Annotated in this window: 23 protein-coding genes; 8 read left to right on the top strand and 15 right to left on the bottom strand. The window is 68.2% G+C overall.

Going from position 1 to position 24,075, the window contains the following annotated elements; translation table 11 throughout:
• Window positions 1–14 precede the first annotated feature (14 nt).
• From AC5Y5V_RS19645 to secY, 5 genes are all read right to left on the bottom strand, one after another.
• Window positions 15–815, bottom strand: coding sequence for an anti-sigma factor family protein (locus AC5Y5V_RS19645; RefSeq protein WP_499938711.1), 801 nt, complete (start codon window positions 813–815; stop codon window positions 15–17).
• 57 nt (window positions 816–872) lie between these two features.
• Window positions 873–1,418 (bottom strand): sigma-70 family RNA polymerase sigma factor, encoded by a 546-nt coding sequence (locus tag AC5Y5V_RS19640; RefSeq protein ID WP_499938709.1) that lies wholly within the window; start codon window positions 1,416–1,418, stop codon window positions 873–875.
• 84 nt (window positions 1,419–1,502) lie between these two features.
• Window positions 1,503–2,306, bottom strand: a complete 804-nt coding sequence (map, locus tag AC5Y5V_RS19635) for a type I methionyl aminopeptidase (protein ID WP_499938707.1) — start codon at window positions 2,304–2,306, stop codon at window positions 1,503–1,505.
• 2 nt (window positions 2,307–2,308) lie between these two features.
• Window positions 2,309–2,854, bottom strand: a complete 546-nt coding sequence (locus AC5Y5V_RS19630) for an adenylate kinase (protein WP_499938705.1) — start codon at window positions 2,852–2,854, stop codon at window positions 2,309–2,311.
• A complete protein-coding gene (gene secY / locus AC5Y5V_RS19625; protein ID WP_499938703.1) occupies window positions 2,851–4,176 on the bottom strand; it encodes a preprotein translocase subunit SecY in 1,326 nt (441 codons plus the stop codon). Before secY ends, AC5Y5V_RS19630 begins: the two co-directional genes overlap by 4 nt.
• Before the next feature lie 254 nt (window positions 4,177–4,430).
• On the opposite strand from secY, the gene AC5Y5V_RS19620 reads away from it, so the two are divergent.
• The gene (locus tag AC5Y5V_RS19620) at window positions 4,431–5,342 is read left to right on the top strand and encodes a class I SAM-dependent methyltransferase (RefSeq protein ID WP_499938700.1); all 912 of its coding nucleotides are present in this window, start codon (window positions 4,431–4,433) and stop codon (window positions 5,340–5,342) included.
• A 94-nt stretch (window positions 5,343–5,436) separates the two neighbouring features.
• Here AC5Y5V_RS19620 and AC5Y5V_RS19615 read toward each other — a convergent pair whose 3' ends face one another.
• The 4 genes from AC5Y5V_RS19615 to AC5Y5V_RS19600 form a co-directional block, all read right to left on the bottom strand.
• Window positions 5,437–6,753: a cytochrome P450 gene (locus tag AC5Y5V_RS19615; protein WP_499938698.1), complete on the bottom strand. Its 1,317-nt coding sequence runs from the start codon at window positions 6,751–6,753 to the stop codon at window positions 5,437–5,439.
• A gap of 4 nt (window positions 6,754–6,757) precedes the next feature.
• Window positions 6,758–8,575 (bottom strand): peroxidase family protein, encoded by a 1,818-nt coding sequence (locus tag AC5Y5V_RS19610; RefSeq protein WP_499938696.1) that lies wholly within the window; start codon window positions 8,573–8,575, stop codon window positions 6,758–6,760.
• 199 nt (window positions 8,576–8,774) lie between these two features.
• Window positions 8,775–9,440, bottom strand: coding sequence for a GNAT family N-acetyltransferase (locus AC5Y5V_RS19605; RefSeq protein WP_499938694.1), 666 nt, complete (start codon window positions 9,438–9,440; stop codon window positions 8,775–8,777).
• A gap of 45 nt (window positions 9,441–9,485) precedes the next feature.
• On the bottom strand, window positions 9,486–10,850 hold the full coding sequence (locus AC5Y5V_RS19600) for a xylulokinase (RefSeq protein ID WP_499938691.1): 1,365 nt from the start codon (window positions 10,848–10,850) through the stop codon (window positions 9,486–9,488).
• Between the two features lie 21 nt (window positions 10,851–10,871).
• On the opposite strand from AC5Y5V_RS19600, the gene AC5Y5V_RS19595 reads away from it, so the two are divergent.
• Genes AC5Y5V_RS19595 through AC5Y5V_RS19585 form a run of 3 tightly spaced genes read left to right on the top strand, consistent with a single transcriptional unit; the run spans window position 10,872 to window position 13,416 of the window.
• The gene (locus AC5Y5V_RS19595) at window positions 10,872–11,861 is read left to right on the top strand and encodes an NAD(P)-dependent oxidoreductase (protein ID WP_499938689.1); all 990 of its coding nucleotides are present in this window, start codon (window positions 10,872–10,874) and stop codon (window positions 11,859–11,861) included.
• Window positions 11,858–12,511, top strand: a complete 654-nt coding sequence (locus tag AC5Y5V_RS19590) for an L-fuculose-phosphate aldolase (protein WP_499938687.1) — start codon at window positions 11,858–11,860, stop codon at window positions 12,509–12,511. Before AC5Y5V_RS19595 ends, AC5Y5V_RS19590 begins: the two co-directional genes overlap by 4 nt.
• A complete protein-coding gene (locus AC5Y5V_RS19585) occupies window positions 12,508–13,416 on the top strand; it encodes an MBL fold metallo-hydrolase (RefSeq protein ID WP_499938685.1) in 909 nt (302 codons plus the stop codon). The genes AC5Y5V_RS19590 and AC5Y5V_RS19585 overlap by 4 nt, the downstream gene beginning before the upstream one ends.
• 21 nt (window positions 13,417–13,437) lie before the next feature.
• Here the strand turns inward: AC5Y5V_RS19585 and AC5Y5V_RS19580 are convergent, their stop codons facing one another.
• Together AC5Y5V_RS19580 and AC5Y5V_RS19575 are read right to left on the bottom strand one after the other, a co-directional pair.
• Complete coding sequence (locus AC5Y5V_RS19580; protein WP_499938682.1) at window positions 13,438–14,664, bottom strand: cytochrome P450; 1,227 nt, start codon at window positions 14,662–14,664, stop codon at window positions 13,438–13,440.
• Complete coding sequence (locus AC5Y5V_RS19575; protein ID WP_499938680.1) at window positions 14,664–15,224, bottom strand: TetR/AcrR family transcriptional regulator; 561 nt, start codon at window positions 15,222–15,224, stop codon at window positions 14,664–14,666. Before AC5Y5V_RS19575 ends, AC5Y5V_RS19580 begins: the two co-directional genes overlap by 1 nt.
• 76 nt (window positions 15,225–15,300) lie before the next feature.
• Here AC5Y5V_RS19575 and AC5Y5V_RS19570 point away from each other — a divergent pair, with 76 nt between their 5' ends.
• A complete protein-coding gene (locus AC5Y5V_RS19570; RefSeq protein WP_499938678.1) occupies window positions 15,301–16,335 on the top strand; it encodes an NAD(P)H-dependent amine dehydrogenase family protein in 1,035 nt (344 codons plus the stop codon).
• Here AC5Y5V_RS19570 and AC5Y5V_RS19565 read toward each other — a convergent pair.
• Window positions 16,307–17,173 (bottom strand): helix-turn-helix transcriptional regulator, encoded by an 867-nt coding sequence (locus AC5Y5V_RS19565; RefSeq protein WP_499938676.1) that lies wholly within the window; start codon window positions 17,171–17,173, stop codon window positions 16,307–16,309. The genes AC5Y5V_RS19570 and AC5Y5V_RS19565 overlap by 29 nt on opposite strands.
• 79 nt (window positions 17,174–17,252) lie before the next feature.
• On the opposite strand from AC5Y5V_RS19565, the gene AC5Y5V_RS19560 reads away from it, so the two are divergent.
• Entirely contained in the window at window positions 17,253–17,900 is a 648-nt protein-coding gene (locus tag AC5Y5V_RS19560) for a class I SAM-dependent methyltransferase (RefSeq protein ID WP_499938674.1), read from the top strand.
• A 4-nt stretch (window positions 17,901–17,904) separates the two neighbouring features.
• Here the strand turns inward: AC5Y5V_RS19560 and AC5Y5V_RS19555 are convergent, their stop codons facing one another.
• Window positions 17,905–19,137, bottom strand: a complete 1,233-nt coding sequence (locus tag AC5Y5V_RS19555; protein ID WP_499938671.1) for a zinc-dependent alcohol dehydrogenase — start codon at window positions 19,135–19,137, stop codon at window positions 17,905–17,907.
• Entirely contained in the window at window positions 19,134–19,898 is a 765-nt protein-coding gene (locus AC5Y5V_RS19550) for an SDR family NAD(P)-dependent oxidoreductase (protein ID WP_499938911.1), read from the bottom strand. Before AC5Y5V_RS19550 ends, AC5Y5V_RS19555 begins: the two co-directional genes overlap by 4 nt.
• Before the next feature lie 115 nt (window positions 19,899–20,013).
• On the opposite strand from AC5Y5V_RS19550, the gene AC5Y5V_RS19545 reads away from it, so the two are divergent.
• Both AC5Y5V_RS19545 and AC5Y5V_RS19540 read left to right on the top strand, forming a co-directional pair.
• Window positions 20,014–20,961, top strand: coding sequence for a class I SAM-dependent methyltransferase (locus tag AC5Y5V_RS19545; RefSeq protein ID WP_499938668.1), 948 nt, complete (start codon window positions 20,014–20,016; stop codon window positions 20,959–20,961).
• Window positions 20,962–20,986: 25 nt separating this feature from the next.
• Entirely contained in the window at window positions 20,987–21,901 is a 915-nt protein-coding gene (locus AC5Y5V_RS19540) for a class I SAM-dependent methyltransferase (RefSeq protein WP_499938664.1), read from the top strand.
• A gap of 386 nt (window positions 21,902–22,287) precedes the next feature.
• Here the strand turns inward: AC5Y5V_RS19540 and sppA are convergent, their stop codons facing one another.
• A complete protein-coding gene (gene sppA, locus AC5Y5V_RS19535; RefSeq protein ID WP_499938661.1) occupies window positions 22,288–24,057 on the bottom strand; it encodes a signal peptide peptidase SppA in 1,770 nt (589 codons plus the stop codon).
• Between the last annotated feature and the right edge of the window lie 18 nt (window positions 24,058–24,075).

Genomic DNA, 24,075 nt, shown 5'->3' with positions numbered 1-24,075 from the left:
CCCGCGGTTGGGAATTACAGCGAACGCTGCAACAAGACCCGGCCGTTATCAGCGGAAACCACTTGCACCGCGGCGATTTGATCGACCGGCGTGGAGATGCTGCCGGCCGGCGTCGCGGTGTGGCCGGGCTCGGCCACCCAGGTGGCCAGCCGGGTCTGACTGCCGTCGCGTCCGACGACGACCATCGCGAGCGTGTCGTGATGGGCATTCAGCGGCGCCAGGCAGACGCAGTGCAGGTTGATGAACGTGCCCCAGTGCTGCGGAGTGACCGCCACCGTCGACGTCAGCATGTCGGTGCCGACCTGCGCCATCGGTTGGGCGGACGCGGTCACCGGCTGCGGACCGCTCGCGGAAAGACCCTGCACCCCGACGAACACGCCGACCCCCAACACCACCGCGGCGGCGGCGGAGGCGACCCAGGTGGTCAGACGGGTGCGGCGTCGGCGCCAACGCACCTTTTCCAGCAGCGTCGGCAATAACTCTGGCGACATCTCCGGCGTCGCGAAGCTGGTTCCCGCGGCCCCGCCGGACGCGCTGATCGCGGCGACGTCGTCGGCGCCAAGCTGCGAAAGCAGCGCCGGCACACCACTGAGTTCGGCGACCGCCTCGCGGCAGGGCGGGCATTCGCCCATGTGCAACTCGAACTCGCGGCGCTCGGCAGCGGACAGCGACCCCAGCACGTACGCGGCGTCCCATGTCGCGTAGCGGTCGTCGTCACCCATTGGAAAGTCACGTCCCTCGTCGAAACCGGCACCGAAACCGGATCTGTCACCGGGCGGGCCGAGCCCCCGCAGCGGCGTCCTCATGTCATCCATCTCCCGTCACCCTCAAGTATTCGGAGCCGATTACCAGCCGGACGGACCCGTTGGCTGTCATCGGGTAACTCCCAGTTCCTGCAGAGTGAGCCGCAATGCCCGTACGGCATAGTGTAATCGCGACTTCACTGTTCCCTCGGCGATTCCTAAGTCGGTGGCTATCTGGGCGGTGGTCCATCCGCGGTAGTAGGACCGCTCGATGACAGCCCGGTGCTCGCCGGACAATTGGGCCATCGCATCCGCGATCAGCATCCGGTCCAGCGCCGCGTTCACCTCGTCCGGCGTGGACTGCTCGGGCGCCCCGTCCTCGTCGATGGAGCCGACGACGTTGCGATATCGCGCGCTGCGCCGGTCGTCGATGATCATGTTGCGGGCGACGGTGAACAGCCACGCCCGAGCCGAGCGTTCCGTGTCACCGATCACTTCCGGGTGCTGCCACGCCCGCAGCAGCGTTTCCTGGACCACATCCTCGGCCTGGCTCGCATCGCTCGTCAGCCGCAGCGCATAACGCCACAGGACGGCGGCATGCTCGTCGTAGAGCGCCTTCATCAGAGCGGCTTCAGCAGCCCCGGACGCGCCCCGGGTACCAGCCACCCTAGCCACTCGATCACCTCCCGCAACTGACACGAGTCGGGTAGGTGTCTAGTTCACCGCGCCGGCGGGTGCCCGCGCCAGCAGCCGTTCTGGCTAGGGGGCGACGGTCAGAATGCGCGGCCCGCTCTCGGTCACGGCCACGGTGTGCTCCCAGTGCGCCGCCCGTGAGCCATCGGCGGTGGTGACCGTCCATTCGTCGTCGAGCACCACGGTCTTGCCCGTGCCCAGCGTCAGCATCGGCTCGATGGCCAGCACCGAGCCGGCGGCCAGCAGCGGACCGCGCCCGGGCGCGCCCTCGTTGGGCAGAAACGGGTCCATGTGCATGTGCCTGCCGATGCCGTGGCCCCCGTACCCCTCCACGATCCCGAACGCCCGTCCGTACTTGGCCTCGGCGGCGCGGGTGCCCCTCTCGATGGCGTGCGCGACGTCGGTCAGCCGGTTGCCGATGACCATCGCCGCGATGCCGGCTTCCAGCGACTCCCTGGTGGCATGCGAGAGCGCCTCGTCGACGGGTATGAGGGTCCCGATGCCGAACGTGACGGCGGCATCGCCGTGCCAGCCGTCCAGCACCGCACCGCAGTCGATGGACACCAGGTCTCCCGGTGCCAGCACCTCCGCGGCCGACGGGATGCCGTGCACGACGCGGTCGTTGATCGAGGCGCAGATCGACGCCGGGTAGCCGTGATAGCCCAGGAACGACGGGACGGCGCCGGCTTCGCGGATCACCGACTCCGCGATCTCGTCGAGGTGCAGGGTCGACACCCCGGTTTCCGCGGCGGCTTTGACCGCATTGAGCGCAACCGCGACGACGGCACCGGCGGCGGCCATCGCGTCGAGTTCGCCGGCACTGCGCTGCGGCACGACCCTGCGACTTCGCAGTCGTGCCAACGCGCTCATGACTACTTGCCCAGCGCCTGCAGCGCGCGGGCGAAGACTTCGTCGAGGGACCCGACGGCGTCGACCGTCTTCAGCTCGCCGCTGTAGTACTCGAGCAGCGGCGCGGTCTCCTCGCGGTAGACCTTCATCCGGTTGAGGATGACGTCTTCGGTGTCGTCGGCCCGGCCACGGCCTTTGAGGCGCTGCAGCAGTTCGTCCTCGGACACGCGGAACTCCACCACGGCGTCGATGTCGGTGCCCCGGCGCTCGAGCATCTCGTGCAGCGCCTTGGCCTGCTCCACCGACCGCGGGTAGCCGTCCAGGATGAAGCCGTTGGCAGTGTCGGGGTCGTTCAACCGGTCGTCGACGAGGTTGTTGGTCAGCTCGGAAGGCACCAGGTCACCGGCGTCCAGGTAGCGCTTGGCCTCCAGCCCGAGCGGGGTGCCGTTCTCGATGTTGTGCCGGAACAAATCGCCGGTGGATATCTGCGGAATCCCAAGCTTCTCGGCGAGCTTCTGAGCCTGTGTCCCCTTGCCCGCTCCCGGCGGCCCCAGCAAGACAACTTTCACTTAAGGAACCCTTCGTAGTTGCGCTGCATGAGCTGACTTTCTATCTGTTTGACCGTATCCAGGCCGACACCGATCATGATCAGAACGGCCGTACCACCGAAGGGTAGGTTCTGGACCCCTCCGGCGTTGCCGATCTGCAGGAACAGGTTGGGCAGGACCGCGATCACGCCGAGATAGATCGAGCCCGGGAGAGTGATCCGGCTCAGCACATAGCGCAGATAGTCGGCGGTCGGCCGGCCCGGTCGGATACCGGGGATGAAGCCGCCGAACTTCTTCATCTCGTCGGCCCGCTCGTCGGGATTGAAGGTGACCGACACGTAGAAGTAGGTGAAGAAGACGATGAGCCCGAAGTAGATGCCGATGTAGACCGGGTCGCTCGGGTCCGACAGATAGGTGTTGACGAACTTGTCCCACCAGCCCTTGCCGGCGCCACCGGTCCCGCTGCGGACCAGCTGGGTGATCAAATGCGGGATGTAGATCAGCGACGACGCGAAGATGACTGGGATAACGCCGGCCTGGTTGACCTTGAGCGGCAGATACGTCGACGTTCCGCCGTACATGCGGCGGCCCACCATGCGCTTGGCGTATTGAACGGGGATGCGGCGCTGGCCCTGCTCGACGAACACCACGCCGACGATGATGATCAGCGCGGCCACGCAGACGGCCGCGAAGATGGCGCCGCCGCGGCTGTCCAGAATGGATTTTCCTTCCGACGGGATGCGCGCGGCGATACCCACGAAGATCAGCAGCGACATGCCATTGCCGATGCCCCGCTCGGTGATCAGCTCACCCATCCACATCACCAGGGCGGCACCGGAGGTCATCACCAGCACGATCACGACCAGGGTGAAGATGCTCTGGTCGGCGATGATGTCCAGCTGGCAGTCCTGCAGCAGCCCGTTGTTGGCCGCCAGCGCCACGATGCTGGTGGCCTGCAGGATCGCCAGAGCGATCGACAGGTAGCGGGTGTACTGCGTCATCTTCGCCTGGCCGGCCTGGCCCTCTTTGCGCAGTTCTTCGAACCGCGGGATGACCACGGTCAGCAGCTGCACGATGATGCTGGCGGTGATGTAGGGCATCACCCCGACCGCGAACACGCTCAACTTCAGTAGCGCGCCGCCGGAGAACAGGTTGATCAGCGAATAGATCTGTCCGGCTTCACCGCGGGTCGCGTCCCTGACGCACTGCTGCACGTTGGTGAAGTTGACGCCGGGAGACGGCATGGCCGCGCCCAGTCGATAGAGCACCACGATCCCCAGCGTGAACAGGATCTTCCGTCTCAAGTCGACTGTCCGCAGCGACGAGATGAAAGCCGAAAGCACTCTTCCTCCTGCGCGAGCCCGGGTCATCCTGAGTTGCGCGCCCAACACCTGCAGGCCACGACGTACGGCGTCGCGCGTCAAACCGTGTACGAGACTAACAGCTGGTCCGGGGTGGTCTTGCCAGGGTCGCCGCGCAACGCCCGAAACGGGCCGGGAAATAGCCGCCGAACGGCTCCCAAAATAGGCGTAGAGTGATGGCATCTCTTTACATTTGCTAAATATCCAAATAGCCCTCGAAAGGGAGCTGAGCACGCATGACACGCACCGATCGAGACAGCTGGGACCTGGCATCCAGCGTCGGCGCCACCGCCACCATGGTCGCCGCCGCCCGCGCGATCGCCAGCCGCGAACCCGACGCGATCATCAACGACCCGTTCGCGGCGCCGATGGTCCGCGCGGTCGGCCTCGACTTCTTCACGGGCTTGGTCGACGGCGTCATAACCCCGCCTGACGGCTACGCCGACGCCGAACGGGACCTGCAGTTCGAGACCGATTCGATGGCGGTGCGGACCCGGTTCTTCGACGAGTTCTTCCTCGACGCCGCGGGTGCGGGCGTCCGCCAGGCGGTCATTCTGGCCGCGGGCCTCGACTCCCGGGCCTACCGGCTGTCCTGGCCGAACGGCAGCGTGGTCTTCGAGGTCGACCAGCCCAAGGTCGTCGACTTCAAGACGGCCACCATGGCGGCCCTGGGCGCCGCCCCGGCCGCCGAACGCCGGACCGTCAGCATCGACCTGCGGGAGGACTGGCCCGCCGCGTTGCGCGAAAGCGGGTTCGACGCCACGAAGCCCACCGCGTGGAGCGCCGAAGGACTGCTGATGTATCTCCCGCCGCAGGCACAGGACCGGTTGTTCGACGACATCACGGCCCTAAGCGCCCCCGGGAGCAGGCTGGCCACCGAATATCACGCCGACACCGACGCGACTCTGGGTGAGCGAGCTCGGGAATTCAACCAACGGTGGGTCAACCTGGGCTGCGATATCGACCTCACCGGTCTGTTCTACGACGGCGAGCGCAGCAACGTCGTCGACTACCTGACCGATCGGGGCTGGCAGGTGAACACCCGGCCGCGACGGGACATGTTCGCCGAGTACGGCCGCGGCTTCCCCGACGACGAAGCGGCGGCCCAGTTCAGCAGCATCACCTCAATTACCGCCGTGCTCGGCTAGGGGCCGCGCCGGGGTTCCCTGAGCGGGCCGCCGCGAGTGTGCACACAGTGGCCATTTAGGCGTGTCGGCGCACGCTCGCGGGCACGCGACGGGACTAGTCGATCGCCGTCGTCGCCACGCTGAACCCGTACAGGTCGAATGCGTGCGGCAACGGACGCGCGGGGTTCAGGCGCGTTCCGGAGTAGTTGGTCGCGCCCGCGTCGATCAGGTGGGCCAACACCGCCTGCCCGAGCAGGATCGCCAGGCCGGTGCCCGGGCAGCCCTGCGGCCCGTGACTGAAGAAGTTGTACGACCAGTCGTCGCCCGCGTCCCCGCTGACCCACTCGCCCGGCGAGAACTTGTCCGCATACGGGATGCGGTCGCGGTTGCGGTGGTTGAACACGTTGTAGATCAACACCTGCTGCCCCTCGGGCAGTACGGCGCCATTGGGGAACTCGACGTCGCGCGTGGTCACCCGGCCGAACAGCTGCGTGGTGGGCCACAGCCGCATGGTCTCGTACAGGCAGCCGGCCAGGTAGTCAAGCTTGGCGATGCCGGCGGCCGAGCCGATGTCGGCGCCCGCCATTTCGGCGGTCACCTCGTGCAGCTGCTCGTGATGGGTCGACAGCACGCCGAGCGTACGGAAAGTGTTGGCGGCCAGCGTGTCCCCCATTGCGAACAGCCAGTGCACCAGCTGGCCGGCCGGCGGCACCCCGGGGTCGGGGGCCTCCGGGATCAGCGCGGCGAGACTGCCGGCTTCGGGGTCGGTCAGGTAGGTCCCGATGTGCGCGATGAACTCGTCGTAGCCGGGTGCGGGTTCGTCGGGCATGCGGTTGCCCGCCGACATCAGCTCGCCCAACTGCTCGGTCAGCTCGGTGTCGTCGGCGGCGGCGGCGCCGAACACCACACGGCGGGTCAGGCGCTGCAGCGCCTCGTTGAAGTTCTGCCAGCGGATGGTTCCTGCGACGAGTTCGGCCGCGGTTTGCGCGGCGGCGTCGACGAACGGCTGGGCCAGCCGGTGCACGGGCGCGCCGGTGTCGAGCACGGCCTCGGCGAACTTACGGCGATCCTGCCACTGCTGGCCCCGCGAAATCGTCAGCGCCTCAGGCTGAAACGCCGTCATCCCCTTGCGCTTGGCGTCCGGGTCCGACGCGAACGGGTCCGGGGATCCGCCGAGCACGAATCGCAGGTCGTCGGGGTGGTGGACCAAGAGCGCCTCGTCGCGGGCGACCCGAACGTAGAACGGTCCCGGGCCGTAACTGCGCACCAGGCCGTCCACCAACCGGTAGCCGAGGTAGTCGGCGGCCACCTTCGAGGCGATCCGGCTGGGCACTTCGCGCTTGTTGAACAACCCGAGGATGATGTTGGGCGCGCCGATCTGGGCGGTGAATCGCAGGCCTTCGACGGCGGACGCGTGCGGAAAGTCGACCACGGGCCTAGCCGCCCCAGGGCAGGTACGCGCGGACCGAGTCGGCGAGGCGCATCACGGCGTGCTTCTTGCCCGGCACGGCTGCGCCCAGCTTCGGCCACGGCGCGAATACCCGCTCGACATCGCCGATCACCGGCTGCAGCTGCGGATAATGGCGCAGCAAAACATCTTTCATCGTGGTGTGATTCACCCAGTCGTATCCGGTCTGGGTGTAGACCTCGGGCCGGAAGTCGCTGGTGAAGAACCGGTCGCTCTTCAGCCGCCGCGACGCCATCAGGATAAAGATGCGGAACGCGGTGTCGGAGAAGCCGAAGCCCTTCGGCGGTTGCTCCGCCTGCATGCCGATCTGCAGGTCGACGGCATCGACGTCGCCGTTGTAGATCTCGTTGATCTCCGCGGCCCACTCCGCGTTCGGCGTGATCTCGTCGATGGATTTACGGCGCGGCATCCGCAGGGCCTCGCGGAAGTCGTTGTAGCGCGGCACGCCGCGCTCCCGGTCGCGCACGATGTCCAGCGTGGCCAGGTCGGTGACCTGACCGTCGACGCGGGTCAGGCGGCGCAGGGCGTTGGGGTAGTTGTGCAGGCACACCGCGCCGGCGCTGGCCAGACCGAACGAGTACCACATGTCACCCATCTCCATGCGGTCCATGAAGTCGCGGGTGAAACGTCCTTGCAGCTCGGTGAAGTCGCGCTTCTCGAGATGCTCCCCGGACTCCAGCGAGAAGAAGTTCCAGTCGTCGGGAATCAGCGGGTGCATGCGGTAGACCGACACGAACTCCTCGGTCAACGAGAACGGTGCGCTGTGGTGGTCGGTCGCCGATCCGATGATGCCCGACAGCGCCTCGCTGTCGCCGATCCGGCCGACCCTGTCCTTGAACGCCTCGCCGAGGGCGCCAAACCAGTTGGCGTTCATGCCGATCTGCAGCGCGGGGTGGCGCAGGACGCACGTCGTCCATTCGACGGTGTGGATCTTGGCGATCAGCGCCGAGACCACCAGGACACCCAGCTCGAACAGGCGCTGGTCGTCGAAGCTCGGGTAGGCCTTCTTCAGCGCGTCGCAGACGGAGTTGTGCTCGCGGGCGAACAGGGTGTGCAGCAGACCCACGCCGACCCACCAGTTCTCCCGCATGCCGGTGAGATCGATGCCGGGGATGTCGCTCTTCGGCAGCCTGCCGTCGTCGCCGACCTTGATCTTGCCGTCGACGAACGTGCGGACCTCGGCCTGCCGGTCCTTGCCGCTGCCGTAGATCTGCGACCCGTCCCACCAGTGGGTCTCGACGTTGCTGAACACCGGCGCCGGACAGCCGTTCACGATCTCGCCGCGCGGCGGGATGGTGCAGCGGATCCGCATCGGGTTCTCGGGGAAGTCGTCGCCCTTGCGCAACGGGATGTCGATCGTCTTGTCCGCCAAGCCATCACCGTGGAAGAACCAGTTGTGGTTTTCGAACTGCAGCCAGGCTGCGGCCAATGCGTTGATGATTCCGGCGGGCTTGAATTCATCGCGCGCCATCAGGCGACGGCTGACCACCCGCGGGTCGGGGTCGAGGATGCGCGTGGTGTCGGTGACGGTGCGGGCCAGCGGGACATTGCGCCCGAAGCCCGATCCCCTCGACCCCATCCACGGATCGGACAGGTCGTTCCATGTCCCGTCCGGGGTGCGCGCCCGCTTGACCTCCTCGGTGGGATCGCCGAGATCGTCTTTCGGACGAATGCCGTCGCCCTCGAACAGGTTGTGGTCGCGCAGGTCGTCGCGCAGGCCCGACAACGCCTTCAGTTGCAGCAGCAGCGAGGGGTGTTCATACCATTGACGATTCAGCCGACTCACTTGAACCACCGTTCCCGTAGTAGTTGCCGAGCGTTATGCAGTCCAGAAGGCAAACGGGTACAACGGGTTCCACGCCGATCAGAAAATTCGGCACATGATCTCCCCGCCACTGGGCTGTTCGTGGACATCCGAGGTAACAGGGCTTGATCATAAGCGCGCGTTACGCGCGTGTAAATGAGCCCGACGAGGGCCGAATCGACTAGCCGGGGTTTGCTGCGGGCGCGCGCACGACCAGCGGCACGGCCGGGAAAAACCACGCCATCTCCGACCGCGACTTGCGCAACGCGGCGGTGCCGAAGCCCCTCTTGCGGTGCTCGGGGTGGATCCAGATCCGGACGTTCACCTCGCCGTTGAGGAGTTCGCCGAACACCATCCCCACCTTTTCACCGGAGTCGACGGCCACGAACCACGCGGCTTCTTCCATCTCGACCCGGCGCAGCGCCGAGCGGATCTCGTCGTCCAGGTTGCCGGCGGGCCTGCCGGACCCGTCGCCGGCGGTGCGGATCTCGTCGGTGCGCGAGGCGAAGATGTCCCGGTCCTGGTCCGCGGAGAAGGGCCGCAGCTCAAGGCTCTCGCCCGAGCTCGCGGGGCGGTCGCCCAGCGCGAAGGTCAGCTGTTTGTTCAGGTCGTCGAGCTCGTGCAGGATCTTCTTGCGGGCGTCCTGGGTGAGCATGTCGAACCGCATGCTCATCACCGCCTCGGCGGCCTGATGGGAGGTGTCGAGCAGTTTGACGATCGACTCGACCGCGGCCGCCTTGTTCGGCGACTCCACCACCACATCGGCGATCTCGTGGCGACGTTCGAGAGCTTTGAGCAGGGCGTCGGTGATCTCGCGGCGGACGGCGGTGTGATCGTGATCGGTCATTGCATAAGCCTAGAACGTGACGACAGCTCCCGCGCCCCGGTTCGGCTAGGTCGGCCCCGGCACGCTCAGCTCGAGGAACCGTTGATAACGGTCGGCGACCGGATCTATCCACTCCGGCCGGGGCTCTACGACGTGGTCGATGGCGGCCCAGCGCGCGGCGTCGGTGATCGTCGTCTCCAGACCGACCGCCATGCGGGCGAGGAAAGCGGCGCCCAGCGCCGCGCCCTCGGCCACGGCGGACACCTCCACGGGCCGGCCGGTCACATCGGCGATGGCCTGCATCCAGGGCTGGACCCGGGTGCCGCCACCGGCGGCCACGATGCGCGCCACCGGCGATCCGCTCAGTTCGATCAGCTGCCGAACGACGAAGGCCGAAGCCTCGAAGGCGGCCCGGCGCACGGACGCCGCGTCGTGCGTGAGATTCAGGCCGTCCAGCGCCGCGCGCCGGTCGGGATCGTGCAGCGGCGTGCGTTCGCCGCGGATGTACGGCGACCAGACCGGCACCCGCCCCGGCTCGACCGTCGTCGGATCACCCGGCGCGACAAGGCAATTCACCCAGTCCAGGAAGAGGCCGCCCGCGTTGCTGGCCCCGCCGATCTCGCTCATGTCGGCGACCGTGTGCGGAATGGTCCACAGCCCCGGCACCTGGCGGGGGTCGGACACCGTCACCCACACGATGAGCGTGGTCCCGCACAGCACCAGCACGTCGCCCTCGCGGTTGGTGCCCGACACGAGCTGTTCGCAGAGGGCGTCGATGGTGCCGACCGCCAGCACGGCGCCGCTGTCGCGCACCTGCCCCGCCGCCGATCCGAACGTCTCCACCCTGGGCATGCGATCGACGGTCACACCGCACTCCGCGCACGCCGCGGCGTTCCAGCCGGTCCCGTCGAACAGCGGCAGGGTGGTGATTGCGGTGGCGAAGTCGAGCACCGGCTCGCCGGCCAGTGCGTGGTTGGCCACCGCCGGGGCCGGCCAGTACCCGGCCGCGCCCGGCGCGGCGGCGGCCGTCCAGCGCAGGAACTCCGCGGCCTCACCCAGCGCGGGCACGGGCTGCGTCCGCTGCAGCGCCGCGCCGGGCACCCAGCCCCGGGCGTCGCCATAGAGCAGTCCGGGGGTGATCGGCCGGCCGGTCGCGTCGACCGCGGTCATCGACGGCACCATCGCCGCGACGGCGACCGCCTTGGCTTTTGCGTCGCCCAGCCGGTCCAGGGCGGCCACCGGACCCAGCCGCCACGCCTCGTCGGCGTCGTGCTCCAGCAGGTCGGGCGCCGGCACCAACAGCCGATGCGGAATCCGCGCGCGCGCGACCACCCGGCCGTTCTCGTCGGCGGCTACCGCCTTGACGGCGGTCGTACCCACGTCGATGCCGACGGTGACGTCCTGGCCGTCGAAACGTGACACGGGCGCCACGGTACGCCAGCATTGGCAGACGTGACGTCTCGACCGCGTGCCCTGGTGACGGCCCCGCTGCGCGGACCAGGGTTTGACAAGCTGCGTGAGCTGGCCGATGTGGTGTATGACCCCTGGATCACCGAGCGGGCTGCGACCCCACTGCGGATCTACAGCGGCGAGCAGCTCGCCGAGCGGATCACCGGCGAAAACGCCGATGTCGTTGTGGTGGAAAGCGACTCGGTTTCCGGACCGGTGCTGGAGCTGGGCCTGCGCGCCATCGCCTCCACCCGCGGCGATCCCAACAACGTCGACGTCGCCGGCGCCACCGCGGCCGGGATCCCCGTGCTGTACACGCCCGCACGCAACGCCGACGCGGTGGCCGAGATGGCCGTGGCGTTGCTGCTGGCCGCCACTCGCCACCTGCTGACCGCGGATTCGGATGTGCGCAGCGGCAATATGTTTCGCGACGGTGTCATCCCATATCAGCGGTTTCGGGGCTGGGAGATCGCCGGGCTCACCGCGGGGTTGGTGGGCCTGGGTGCCGTCGGCCGCGCGCTGCGCTGGCGGCTGGCGGGGCTGGGCATGCGCGTCATCGCCCACGACCCGTACCACAACGAAGCCCGGCACAGCCTGGCCGACCTGCTGGGTGAGGCCGACGTCGTGTCGCTGCATGCGCCCGTCACCGACGACACCGTCGGGATGATCGGCGCCGAACAGTTCGCCGCCATGCGCGACGGCGCGGTCTTCCTCAACACCGCCCGCGCCCAGTTGCACGACACCGACGCGCTGGTCGCGGCGCTGCGCGACGGCAAGGTGGCCGCCGCCGGACTGGACCACTTCGCCGGCGAATGGTTGCCGACCGATCACCCGCTGACGGGGATGCCCAACGTCGTGCTGACCCCCCACATCGGGGGCGCCACGTGGAACACTGAGGTCCGGCAGGCGCAGATGGTCGCCGACGACCTCGAAGCGTTGCTGTCCGGCGGCACGCCCACCCACATCGTCAACCCGGAGGTGCTCGGTTCATGAAGTCGGTCAAGAACGCCGAAGACGCCGTTTTGGCCGCGGCCAAGGACATGCTGCGCCGCGGCCTGGTCGAGGGCACCGCGGGCAACATCTCGGCGCGACGGCCCGACGGGAACCTGGTGATCACGCCGTCGTCGGTGGACTACGCCGACATGGCGCTCGACGACCTGGTGCTGGTCGACCCGGAAGGCGCTGTGCTGCACGCCAAAGAGGGCCGGATGCCGTCCACCGAGATGCACCTGCACCTGGCCTGCTACCACGCGTTCGACGACATCGGCAGCGTCATCCACAGCCACCCGATCTGGGCCACCATGTTCGCCGCCGCGCATCAACCGATTCCGGCCTGCATCGACGAGTTCGCGGTGTACTGCGGCGGCGACGTGCGCTGCGCCGACTACGCCGCCTCCGGCACGCCCGACGTCGGCGCCAACGCGGTCAAGGCGCTCGAGGGGCGCGGCGCCGCTTTGGTCGCCAACCACGGCCTGGTGGCGGTCGGCCCGCGGCCCGACAAGGTGCTGCACATCACCGCACTGGTCGAGCGCACCGCCCAGATCGCCTGGGGTGCAAGGGCGCTCGGCGGCCCTGTGCCAGTTCCCGAGGAGGTGAACCGCAACTTCGCGGGCGTGTACAGCTACCTGCGCGCCAACCAGTGAAGACGCGACTTGGTCGCGCCGCACTGACGCGGGTGCTCGAGTTGCGGTTCGACCTGCCGGCCCGCGCTTTTGCGGGGACGCCCGCGTCGGGCTGGCGCGACAACGCCGACCTGCTGGTGCCGGACTTCTTCGACCCCGCCACCGATAAGTGGCACATCGCAATTCAGAGCTGGGTGATCGAGGTGGACGGCCTGACCGTCGTGGTGGACACCGGCGTCGGCAACGACCGCGCCCGCCCGCACATGCCGCCGCTCGATCACCTCGACACCGGATTCCTGACGGCACTCGACGGCGCCGGAATCGACCGCAACGCTGTCGACGTCGTCGTCAACACCCACGTCCACTCCGATCACGTCGGGTGGAACACCATGCGGGACGACGACTCTTGGGTCGCGACGTTCCCCAACGCGCGCTACCTGGTGGCCGCGGCCGACTACCTTCACTTCCACCCCGACGGAACCGCCGCACGGCAGCAGCCGCGTGACGACGCGGAGGAGTTGACTCAGCGGGGGAACCGGCTGGTGTTCGAGGACAGCGTGCTGCCCGTCGACGAGCAGATCGTGCAGTGGGCGGACGACTATCAGATCAGCCCGTCGCTACGGCTACGGCCTGCCCCCGGGCACACACCGGGGTCCTCGGTGCTGTGGCTGGATGCGGGTGCGCGGGCCGTCTTCGTCGGCGATCTCACGCACAGCCCGGTGCAGCTGCGTCGCCCCGGCGACGCCTGCGCCTTCGACGTCGATCCGGCCGCCGCCGCGACTACCCGCCGGCGAATTTTCACCGAGGCCGCCGAGGCGGGCGCGACCGTCATACCGGCGCATTACCCGGGTCACGGCGGCGCGGCGCTGCGTGCCGTCGACGACCACTTCGACGTCTCGCGTTGGCTGGACATAGATCCGCTGTGAGCGGTCGCCGGCGGTGCGGGGTCAGGCCAGCCGGACCGGAAGCGAGTCGTAGACCGTCATGTTGTTCTGCAGGTTGGGTAGCGTCATCGTCGGCTCGCCGACTTCGATCTCGTTGGCATTCAACAGAATCTCGTCAAGGGCGGCCCGCACCTCAGCCCTGGCCAGCATCGCGCCCAGGCAATGGTGGGCGCCACCACCGCCGAAGGACTGGTGCGGGTTGGGATCGCGACGAATGTCGAAGCGGTACGGCCGCTCGAAGACCTCGTCGTCGCGATTGGCGGAGCGCAGCATCGTCACCACCCGCGCACCCTCGGGAATCAGCGTGTCGCGCAGGATCACGTCCCTGGTGGCGCCACGCACCCAGAACATGATGGGCGTGGAATAGCGGATCACCTCCTCGACGGCGGTGCGCCGCGCGTCCGGCTCGGCCCGGTACACGGCGATCTGGTCCGGGTTGGCGACGAAGGCCCGAATGCCGTCGCACAGCGCATTTCGCGTCGTATCGGCACCGGCCAGGCCGAGGACGAAGAAGAAGATCTCGAGCTCGTTGGACGGCAACAGGAAGCTGTCCCCAGACTCGTCGGTGATCTCCGTGGTGCACAGCGCGCTCCAGATGTCGTCCTCGGGATGTTCCCGCTTGCGTGCGGTCAGCGCGCTGGCGTACTGGAACAATTCCACGAACGGCAGCACGTCGTCACCGCCCGGCACGGACATCTGCGCACCCGCGGTCTCAAGCACCTTCTCGATCAACTCGAACACGTGTGTCCGGTCCGAGTCCGGGATGCCGACGATGTCGCCGATCACCGAGATCGGCAGCCCCGCAGCCAGATCGACGAACTCACCACCACCGGCTTCGAGCAGCGCCCCGGCCATCGCCTTGGCCCGCTCGCGGATCCCGTCCTCCAGTTTGGCGACCGCGCGCGGGGTGAACGCGCGTGAGATGACCTTGCGCCGCACCGTGTGATCCGGCGGGTCCAGACTCACGATGGCCGGGTACGCGTCGAACAGCGGGGTCGCCTGAATCAGCGGGCCACGGGTCGCGGTGAACGACTCGTGGTCGCGGTGCACCCGCGCGACGTCGGCGTGCCGGGTGCACACCCAAAACTCGCGGCCCACTGTCGATTTGACGTTGTCGGTGAGCTGCTGGTGAAACACCGGGGTACGGGAGCGCAACTCGGCGAACATGTCCTCGGGGAAGCGCGACGCCCACAGATCCCGGTGGCCGAGGTCGATCGTTGCTTGTGTCATCAGGTCCCCGAGATCTCGTTGCGTAGGCCGGCGATGATCAGGCGCAGCCCGTAGCCGAACGCCCGATCGTCGGGCGCCTCGGCGGCGCGGATGTGTTCGAGCTGCACCGAACCCAGCAGGTGGATGTACAGCGCGGCATGCGCCGCCTCGAAATCTTGCTTCCGCAAGCCGGATTCGCGTAGAACGGCACGTGAGGCGCGATCCATCTCAGTGGCCGCGGCGGTGTGCGGATGTTCCTGCAGCAGCGCCGCGATCCCCGGCACCGCGAGCAGCACCTGCCAAGCGCTGGTGTAGAGCGCGACCAGCCGCGCCTCCCAGTCACCGTCGCTGGGCACCTGGATCTGCGCGAGCACGGATTCGATCAGCAGATCGAACAATTCGCGTTTGTCGCGGACGTGGTAGTACACCGACGACGGCGCCGTCCCCGCCTCCGCCGCCAGTTCACGCATCGTGACCCGGTTGACGCCCACGCGCTTGGCCAGCTGGAGCAGGTGCTTGGTCAGGTGCGCCCGGTCGAGCGCGCCGTAGCGCAGCACCGGCGCACTGGACGCAATCCCCATCGACTCCCCCGACGTTTCGAACAATGTTCCGATTAGAACAATGTTCGATTGGTCCTGTCAACGGTTACGGTGAGGCATGGCGCGGTACCGGGTGGTCCAGTGGTCGACCGGCAACATCGGCAAGCGGGCGCTCGGCATCCTGCTCGACCGCGACGACTTCGACGTGGTGGGCCTGCATGCCTTCGGCCCGGACAAGGTGGGACGGGACGCGGGCGTGCTCGCCGGCCGGGACCCGATCGGCGTGACCGCCACCAGCGATGTCGACGCGCTGATCGAGCTCGCGCCGGACTGCGTGAACTACATGCCCCGCGTCATCGACTTCGAACTGGTGGCCGGGTTGCTGCGCCGCGGCATCAACGTGGTCACGACGGGAGACTTCCTGACCGGCAGCCACCACCCGGCCGAGCGCGCGGCGCTTCAGGCGGCGGCGCACAAGGGCGGTGCCACCTTCCTGGGCACCGGATTCGAGCCGGGCTTCATCAACGTCGTCGCCGGCTTCCTCACCGGCGCGTGCCGGCGGGTGCACCACGTCAAACTCGTGGAGACATTGGACTGCACCACCTATCGCGTCAAAGACGTCTGGAAGGTGCTCGGCTTCGGCAAGCCGCCGCGGCAGCGGATCACGCACATCGACCCGGGCAAGCAGCGATACGGCCTCGGTTACTTCGAGACCCTGGACATGATCGCCGGCATGCTGGGCACCGAACTGGACGCAAAGGAGGCATTCGTCGAGAACGCCGTGCTGAAGCGGGATCTGCGGCTGGGCTGGGTGGACTACGCGGCCGGCACCGTCGGCGGGCAACGACGCACGTACCGCGGCTTCCGCAACGGTCGCCCGGTGGTCGAGCTGGCCATCTGCTGGACCATGAGCGACGACGCGCTGGACCCGCAATGGCACGACCCCAAGGGTTTCAGCGTGGTGATCGAAGGTGAGCCGTACGTGGAGGCGACGATCCGGTTCGGCCGTCCGGGGCAAGACGTGATGACGGTGTTGATGGACAGCACCGCCGTCGCAGCGGTCAACGCCATACCGTTTCTGTGTGACGCGCAACCGGGCATCATCACCCCAATTGATCTGCCTATCAGCGGGTCTCGCGGCGCGTTGGACTAGAACGCCACTGGCGGGGTGAAATCCCGTGCGTCCGGCTGAAGAGCCGACTGAAGTAGCCTGGGTCGCGCAGCCCGACGCGTCTGGCCACCTCCGCGACCGCAAGATCCGTTTCGGCCAGCAATTCGCGGGCTTCGGCCATCCGGCGTTCGATGATCCACTCCTGCACGGTACGTCCGGTGCGCCGGCGCACGACCGTGGTCAGATGTCCTGGCGTCATGCCGAGATCACGCGCCACATCTCGCAGCGACAGCGGCTCGGCGTGGCGCTCGTCGATCACCGCGAACACGTCGGCCAACAGCGGCTCCCCACTGCGCCTCAGATCGGCCACCACGTCGCGGGACAGGCGCGCGAGTTCGATCAGCAGCAGCGTCAGGTGCGCCAGCGCGGCCTGCCGATATCCCTCCTGCTCACCGGTGAGCTCTCCTTCGATCGACCGAATCACGTTGTCCCAGAATGCGCGTCGCTCCGCCGGTACCTCAAGCTGGAGCACCCCGCCAGACTGTCCGTGCAGGAACGGGAACAGCAGCGGGTGCCCCCGCCACGTCGGCCACGGCGATCGGGCATCCTCACCGAGCGCAGCGGGATCGAACAGCACTCCCACCCCGTCGTCCATGACCACCAGGTGTCGTGGGTCGATCACCTCGCCGGCGGCCACCACAAACACCAGGCCGGGCGCGGGGACATACCACAGCGCCGCGAAGTCGTGGATGTGGCGACCAAGTTCGCCGACGTCATCTCCGGCGTGCCGATGCACCGACACGGGGATCGTGTCCGGATCGGTCCGGTAGCGGTGGACGGGCACACCGTCGCGGTGGCTGACCACCCGGGTAAACGTCATGTCATCTCGCCAAAAATAGTCCTAGTTTCGACCAAGATCGCCCAATTATCAAGCGAGGTCTAGGTGCAGTATAGTTTCTATGCTCAAACATCATCCACATGATTTCCTGCCCGCCACCAACTACGACGTACTGCTGCCCGGCTACGATCTGTTTGCCCGCCTGTTGGGCATGCACAGCGTCTATCGGCGGCTCATCGCGCAGGCAGAACTCGCCGACGATCAGCGTGTGCTCGAAATCGGATGCGGCACAGGAAATCTCAGCATCCTGGCCAAGCGGTCCCAGCCGTCGGCCACGGTGACGGGTTCCGACCCGGACCCGCGCGTGCTGCGCCGGGCGCAGCGAAAGGCGCGGAGGCTCAACGCGATAAGTTTCGAGCGCGGCTACGCGCAGCGTCTTCCCTACGCCGACGGCGAGTTCGACCGGGTCCTTTCATCGATGATGCTGCATCATCTGGACGACGAAGCCAAGATCGCAGCGGCGGCGGAGATTTTTCGGGTTCTGCGTCCCGGCGGCCAATTGCATCTGGTCGACATGGGCGGCAACATGACCGACCACGACGGCCTCGCGGCGCGACTCGTCAAGCACAGCCCGCACGCCGCCGGCAATCTGGGCGATGCGATACCTCGGCTATTGCGCGCCGCCGGATTCGACTGCACCGAGGTCGCGACCCACCCACACCGCTTCGTCGGGCGGCTCAACTACTACCGCGCCACCCGTCCGGCGTAGCGGATCAGCGCTGGTCGAACGCGACCTTGACCGCGCCGCTGTCGGCCTGGTTGGCGATTGCCAGGAAAGCGTCCCGCCATCGCTCCAGCGGGAAGGTGTGAGTCAGCATGGGCCGCAGGTCAATCCGGCCCGTGGCAGCCAGATCCAGGTAGTGCGCGATCGCGTGCTTGCGCACCCCGTCGACCTCTTCGAACCCGAAGGCGTTCGACCCGACCCAGCTGATCTCCTTGAAGTACAGGGGGCTCCACTCCCAACGCCCGGGCGCGTGCACGCCGGCCTTCACCAACGTGCCCCGCGACGCGAGCACCCGCACCCCGACCTCGAAAGTCTCCGGCTTGCCGACGGTGTCGTAGACCACGTCGACGGCACCGGGATACGCCATCGGCAGTCCCGCCAACGGCTGCCGCAGCCGGCCGCCACCCCAGGCCACCAACTCCTCGATGACGGCCAGGCGCGGTTCGTGCGCAAGGACGATCTCGGCACCGAACAGCCGGGCCAGGTCGGCCTGGGCGGGGAAGCGCGCAACGACCGCCACCGCGGCGTCGGGGTACAGCGCGCGCAGGATCGCTACCGCGCACAGCCCGAGCGAGCCCGCCCCGTACACCAGGACGCGGCCCGAGCGGGGCGGCGGGTGACGGGTGATCGCGTGCAGCGACACCGAGAACGGGTCGGCGAACACCGCCAGTTCGTCGGGTACGGAATCCGGTACGGGAAACAGCATGCTGTCGTGGGCCGGCATCAACTCCGCGTAACCGCCGGTCACGTCCGCGGAGACACCGGTGTGGATGCCGGGCTTGATGTCGCCGTCGGTGAAGCTCCAGCACAGGCTGTAGTCGCCGCTTTCGCAGGCTGGACAGGCCGGTTGGATCCCGCGCGGCCCGCACGACAGCCAGGGGTTGAGCACCACCCGCTGCCCGACGTCCAGGCCCCGCGCCCGCGGCCCCAACGCCACCACGTCGGCGACCACCTCGTGGCCCATCACCTGAGGAAAGGAGCAGAACGCGGCCATCGCATTGTCGACGTCGTCCTCGCCGAAATCCATCAGGATCTGCTTGGAGTCCGAGCCGCAAATTCCGGTCAGCCGCGGTCGGGTGATCACCCAATCCTCATGCAACAGATGAGGATCCGGCACTTCTCGCAGCACCGTCGGCGTGCGCGCCAGGTTCTTCGTCAGCGCGTTGGCGTGGTCGGCGACCACAAACGGCTCCGGCGCCACGCCGTACACCAGGGCCCTCATCGCGGCGCCATCATGGCCGCACCGGCGATGAACGCATCGATATTGGCGCTCTTCGCATCGACCACCGCCTTCATGTCCGGGACGTAGTGCTCGAAGCCGTCGCCGTCCAGGGCCGCGACGATGGCCGCGGCCACCTCGTCGGCCGGCACCTTGGGCCCCTGGTAGAGGGGCTCCTCGCTGCCGGGCTGGTCCCAAATTTCCGTGTCGACCGGGCCGGGCTCGATCAGCTTCACCGACACGCCGCTGCCGTGCAGATCCACGGCCATCGCCTCGCTCCACCCGCACAGCGCGAACTTGCTTGCGCAGTAGGCGGTTTCGTGGATGATCCCGAGGCGGCCGCCGACGCTGGACACGTTGACGATCAAGCCCGACCGCCGCGCCAGCATGCGCGGCAGCACGGCGAGGGTGAGCCGCATCGGGGCGAAGAAGTTGACCCGCATGACCCCTTCCACCTCGTCGGGCCGGAGCTCGCTGACGGCCCGGCGCTTCGGGACGGCCGCGTTGTTCACTAGCACGTCGATGCCGTCGAACCGGTCCCAGGCCCGCAGCGCCAGTTCGCCCGCCGCCGCGGTGTCGGCCAGGTCGGCCGCCCACATGGCCGAGTCGGGCGAGGTCCGCCGGCAGTCGGCCAGTACGTCGCTCAGCCGGTCGCGGCGACGCGCGACGAGGCCCACCACCGCGCCCCCTGCTGCCAAGCGCCGGGCCAGTGCCGCCCCTATCCCGGACGACGCGCCGGTGATGAGCACCCGCCTGCCGGCCACCTGATACGCCATGCGTCCAGCCTGCACCGCGCGTCAAGATCCGGGAACCTTCCGCGGCCGCGATTTGTTATATTGGCTAAGTATCAACTCCGCCGTTTCTGATAGGGGCAAGTACATGACGTCCACCGGATCAACCAGGTATGACGGCGACTCCTGGGACCTGGCATCCAGCGTCGGGGTGACCGCGACCATGGTCGCCGCCGCCCGCGCGATGGCAAGCCGAGCCGACAACGCCCTGATCGACGATCCATTCGCGGAGCCGCTGGTCCGCGCGGTCGGGGTGGACCTGCTCACCCGGTTGGCCAGCGGCGAGGTAGACCCGGCCGACCTGGACGACAAGGACCATCCGGACCGCTCTGTCGGCGCCATGGCCCGCATGACCGACAACATGGCCGTGCGCACCAAGTTCTTCGACGACTTCTTCGTCGAAGCCACTAAGGCGGGCATCAGGCAGGTGGTCATCCTGGCCTCAGGGCTCGACTCGCGCGCCTACCGGCTGCCGTGGCAAGCCAGGACGATGGTCTACGAGATCGACCAGCCGCAGGTCATCGAGTTCAAGTCCCGCACGCTCGCCGAACTCGGCGCCACGCCCACCGCCAACCGCCGGACGGTGGCCGTCGACCTGCGCGACGACTGGCCCGCCGCCCTGCGCGCGGCGGGATTCGACCCGCAGCAGCCGACCGCGTGGAGCGCCGAGGGGCTGCTGGGGTACCTGCCGCCCGACGCGCAGGACCGGCTGCTGGACACCGTCACCGAGCTCAGCGCGCCCGGCAGCCGATTCGCCACCGAAAGCGTCAGCAACTCCAATGCCGCCGACCGCGAGAAGATGATGCAGCGCATGCAGGCCATCTCCGAACGTTGGCGGGCACACGGTTTCGACCTCGACATGACCGGGCTGGTCTACCTCGGCGACCGCAACGAGGCCGCGGCCTACCTCGCCGGCCACGGCTGGACGGTGACCGCCGTCAACGCGCGGGACCTGTTGACAGACAACGGTCTTCCGCCCGCCGAGGACGACGACATGCCCCGCACCGACCTGTTCTACGTGAGTGCCACGCGATGACTTCACCCTTCGGCAGGGTCGTCTGATGCCACGTGCTCACGATGACAACTGGGATCTGGCGTCCAGCGTCGGCGCAACCGCCACTTTGGTGGCGGCTGGGCGCGCCGCGGCGACGAAGGACTCCCGCGGTTTGATCAACGACCCGTTCGCCGAACCGCTGGTGCGCGCGGTCGGCGTGGATTTCTTCGTCAAGATGCTGGATGGCGAACTCGACCTGACCGCGTTCGAGAACTTCTCGCCGGCGCGGGCACAGGCGATGGTCGACGGGATGGCGGTGCGCACCAAGTACTTCGACGACTACTTCACCGCCGCCGTCGACGCCGGGGTGCGCCAAGCCGTGATCCTGGCGTCCGGTCTGGATGCGCGGGCCTACCGGTTGCCGTGGCCGGCGGGGACCGTGGTGTACGAGATCGACCAGCCGCAGGTGATCGAGTTCAAGACCACGACATTGGCCGACATCGGCGCCGAACCCGCCGCGACCCGGCGCACCGTCCCCATCGATCTGCGCGGGGACTGGCCCGCGGCGTTGACGGCGGCCGGTCTGGACACCTCGGCGCCGATCGCGTGGCTGGCCGAAGGCCTACTGATCTACCTGCCGCCCGAGGCCCAGGACCGGTTGTTCGACAACATCACCTCGCTCAGCGTCCCGGGCAGCACGGTCGCGACCGAATTCGTGCCGGGCATAGTGGATTTCGACGTGAACCAGGCGGCGGAGACGCCCAACCCGTTCCGTAACCACGGGCTGGACCTGGACATGGCGTCGCTGGTCTACACCGGCGAACGCAGCCACGTCCTGGAATATCTAAAGGCCAAGGGGTGGAACGTCGAGGGCGTGACGCGGTCGGAACTGTTCGTCCGCAACGGCCTGGACGTGCCCCCGCCGGATGAGGACGACCCGCTGGGCGAGATCATCTTCATCAGCGGCACCCTGAGCGGCTAGGGCCTGTCCGAGGCGGGCTCGCTGCCGGCCTCGCTACCGGCACCGCCTTCATGCGGCGCGCCGAATGTGTAACGGCTGCGAAAAAACGGCCGTGATCTCGCAGGGAATTCACGCTCGGCGAGGGCGCCCGCGCTCGGTGCGCGGAAGTCAGGTGGCTGGCCCCCTCTGCCACTGCATTCGCGGTCGGGAGCATGTGCCGGTTTGCCCACCTTCGCGCGACAGCGTGTCGCTGCGGGCAAAACGCCGAATGCCGACTCTTGTGGCGCGGGGGACTCGTCAAACGGACGCGGCGCCTACCCTCGCGGGCAGGTCGACGGGCTCAGCCACCGCGACTGTGCACAAACTGCCGGTCAGCGGGGCGCAGCAGCGGTCAGCCACGGTCGGGACTAGAAGCGCGACTCCCCCAGCCACAGCGCCCGGGCCCCGCTGAACGTCTGCGCGACCTCGTCGACGACGGTGGCGATCGAGCCGGCCACGGCGCGCGTCAGCAGCGCGCTCGGCCGCACCAGGTCGAGCAGCGACGAGCCGGGGTAGTTGACGATGCGGACCTCGGTGTCCTCGTCGAGACCGGCCAGCACCTTCGCGCGGCGCACCGCGGACCGGAACCCGCCGAGCTCGTCGACCAGACCGCGCTCGAGAGCGTCCGCGCCGGTCCAGACCCGGCCGCGCGCAACGTCATTCACGTCCTCGACGCTCATCTTGCGACCCTCGGCGACGCGTTCCACGAAGTCGTTGTAGAACAGGTCCGCCTCGGCCTCCCGGTGAGCCTGCTGCTCGGGCGTGAAGGGTAAGTCCGCCGACCAGGCGTCGGCGTTGGCGTTGGTACGCACGGTGTCCGAGCCGACGCCGAGCCGATCCTTAAGGTCCCGGACCACCAGCTTTCCCGTGATCACGCCGATGGATCCGGTGATGGTGCCCGGGTTGGCCACGATCGCGTCGGCGCCCATCGAGACGTAATAGCCGCCGGACGCGGCGACCGAGCCCATCGACGCCACCACCGGTTTGCCACGCTCGCGGGCCCGAGCCACCTCACGCCAGATGGTCTCCGACGCGGTGACTGACCCGCCGGGACTGTCCACCCGCAGCACGATCGCGGACACCGAATCGTCGTCGGCGACCTCGCGCAGCGCCGCCGCGATGGTGTCACCGCCGGCACTGGACGGACCGACCGGCAGCAATTGGGGCCCGCCGCGCCCGTTGACTATCTGGCCTTCGAGGGTGACGACGGCAACGGTGGGCTTGGACTTGCGACCCGGAATCGGCGGCGTGGGCGGCGTTAGCCGGGACCGGGCCGCACCGGCGTACCGCGCCAGCGGAAGTCGCGGCGGCTTGTCCGGGTCTGGTTCGCTATCAACGTCTTTCGGGTCCACACCCACCAGCTCCGCGATGCGCGCATAGGCCTCGTCGCGGAAGCCGACCCGGTCGACAAGGCCGGCCTCGACGGCGTCGTCACGCAGCAGCGGCGCCCGGTCGGCCAGCCCGTCGAGCTGCTCGGTCGTGAGGTTGCGGGATGCGGCGACCGCCTGCCACACCTGGTCCTGCAGGCTTTCCAGCATCCTCGTGACGGCTTCGCGGTGCGCGTCGGTGAAGCCGTCCTCGGTGAAAAGGTTTGCCGCCGACTTGTATTCGCCCCGGGCGATGAACTGCGCTTCGATGCCGGCCTTTTCCAGCGCGTGGCGCAGGAACATCGCGTTGTTCGCGAAACCGATCAGCCCGACGGTTCCCGACGGCTGCATCCAGACCTCGCCGAACGCCGAGGCCAGGTAGTACGACAGGGTCCCGGGATAGGTCTCGGCCCAGGCCAGCGCAGGCTTGACGGCGCTGAACGCCGCGATCGCCTCGCGCAGCTCCTGGACGGCCGCGGGCGGTGACCCCGCGAGTTGCACGCGGGCGACCAGCCCGGCGACCCGGGGGTCCTCGGCGGCGCGGTGCAGCGCGGCGACGGCGTCGCGCAGCGCCAGCTGCCGGCCACCCCCGGTGACCAGCGTCAGGGGGTCGAAGCCCGTCGTTTCCGGCGGCACCGAGCGCAGGTTGAACTCGAGCACGCAGCCGTCGGGGATGCCGTGGTGGCGGGCGGTGTCGACCCGGCTGGCCAGGGCACGCACCTCGTCTCCCACATTTGAGAGGCCTGGAATTGGAGGCAGGAAGGCAAACATGATCCCCCAGCCTACCGA

Source organism: Mycobacterium sp. NGS68 (assembly GCF_059812195.1).
Note: the sequence above shows the minus strand (reverse complement) of the source record. Positions and strands in the feature narration are given on the sequence as shown.

Excerpts from the sequence above, each read along its gene's own strand:
- sppA (WP_499938661.1), bottom strand. The coding sequence starts at position 24,057 with ATGTTTGCCTTCCTGCCTCCAATTCCAGGCCTCTCAAATGTGGGAGAC.
- AC5Y5V_RS19545 (WP_499938668.1), top strand. The coding sequence starts at position 20,014 with ATGACGTCCACCGGATCAACCAGGTATGACGGCGACTCCTGGGACCTG.
- AC5Y5V_RS19555 (WP_499938671.1), bottom strand. The coding sequence starts at position 19,137 with ATGAGGGCCCTGGTGTACGGCGTGGCGCCGGAGCCGTTTGTGGTCGCC.
- AC5Y5V_RS19645 (WP_499938711.1), bottom strand. The coding sequence starts at position 815 with ATGGATGACATGAGGACGCCGCTGCGGGGGCTCGGCCCGCCCGGTGAC.
- AC5Y5V_RS19570 (WP_499938678.1), top strand. The coding sequence starts at position 15,301 with ATGGCGCGGTACCGGGTGGTCCAGTGGTCGACCGGCAACATCGGCAAG.
- AC5Y5V_RS19560 (WP_499938674.1), top strand. The coding sequence starts at position 17,253 with ATGCTCAAACATCATCCACATGATTTCCTGCCCGCCACCAACTACGAC.
- AC5Y5V_RS19605 (WP_499938694.1), bottom strand. The coding sequence starts at position 9,440 with ATGACCGATCACGATCACACCGCCGTCCGCCGCGAGATCACCGACGCC.
- map (WP_499938707.1), bottom strand. The coding sequence starts at position 2,306 with ATGAGCGCGTTGGCACGACTGCGAAGTCGCAGGGTCGTGCCGCAGCGC.
- AC5Y5V_RS19620 (WP_499938700.1), top strand. The coding sequence starts at position 4,431 with ATGACACGCACCGATCGAGACAGCTGGGACCTGGCATCCAGCGTCGGC.
- AC5Y5V_RS19575 (WP_499938680.1), bottom strand. The coding sequence starts at position 15,224 with ATGGGGATTGCGTCCAGTGCGCCGGTGCTGCGCTACGGCGCGCTCGAC.
- AC5Y5V_RS19590 (WP_499938687.1), top strand. The coding sequence starts at position 11,858 with ATGAAGTCGGTCAAGAACGCCGAAGACGCCGTTTTGGCCGCGGCCAAG.
- AC5Y5V_RS19540 (WP_499938664.1), top strand. The coding sequence starts at position 20,987 with ATGCCACGTGCTCACGATGACAACTGGGATCTGGCGTCCAGCGTCGGC.
- AC5Y5V_RS19580 (WP_499938682.1), bottom strand. The coding sequence starts at position 14,664 with ATGACACAAGCAACGATCGACCTCGGCCACCGGGATCTGTGGGCGTCG.
- AC5Y5V_RS19565 (WP_499938676.1), bottom strand. The coding sequence starts at position 17,173 with ATGACGTTTACCCGGGTGGTCAGCCACCGCGACGGTGTGCCCGTCCAC.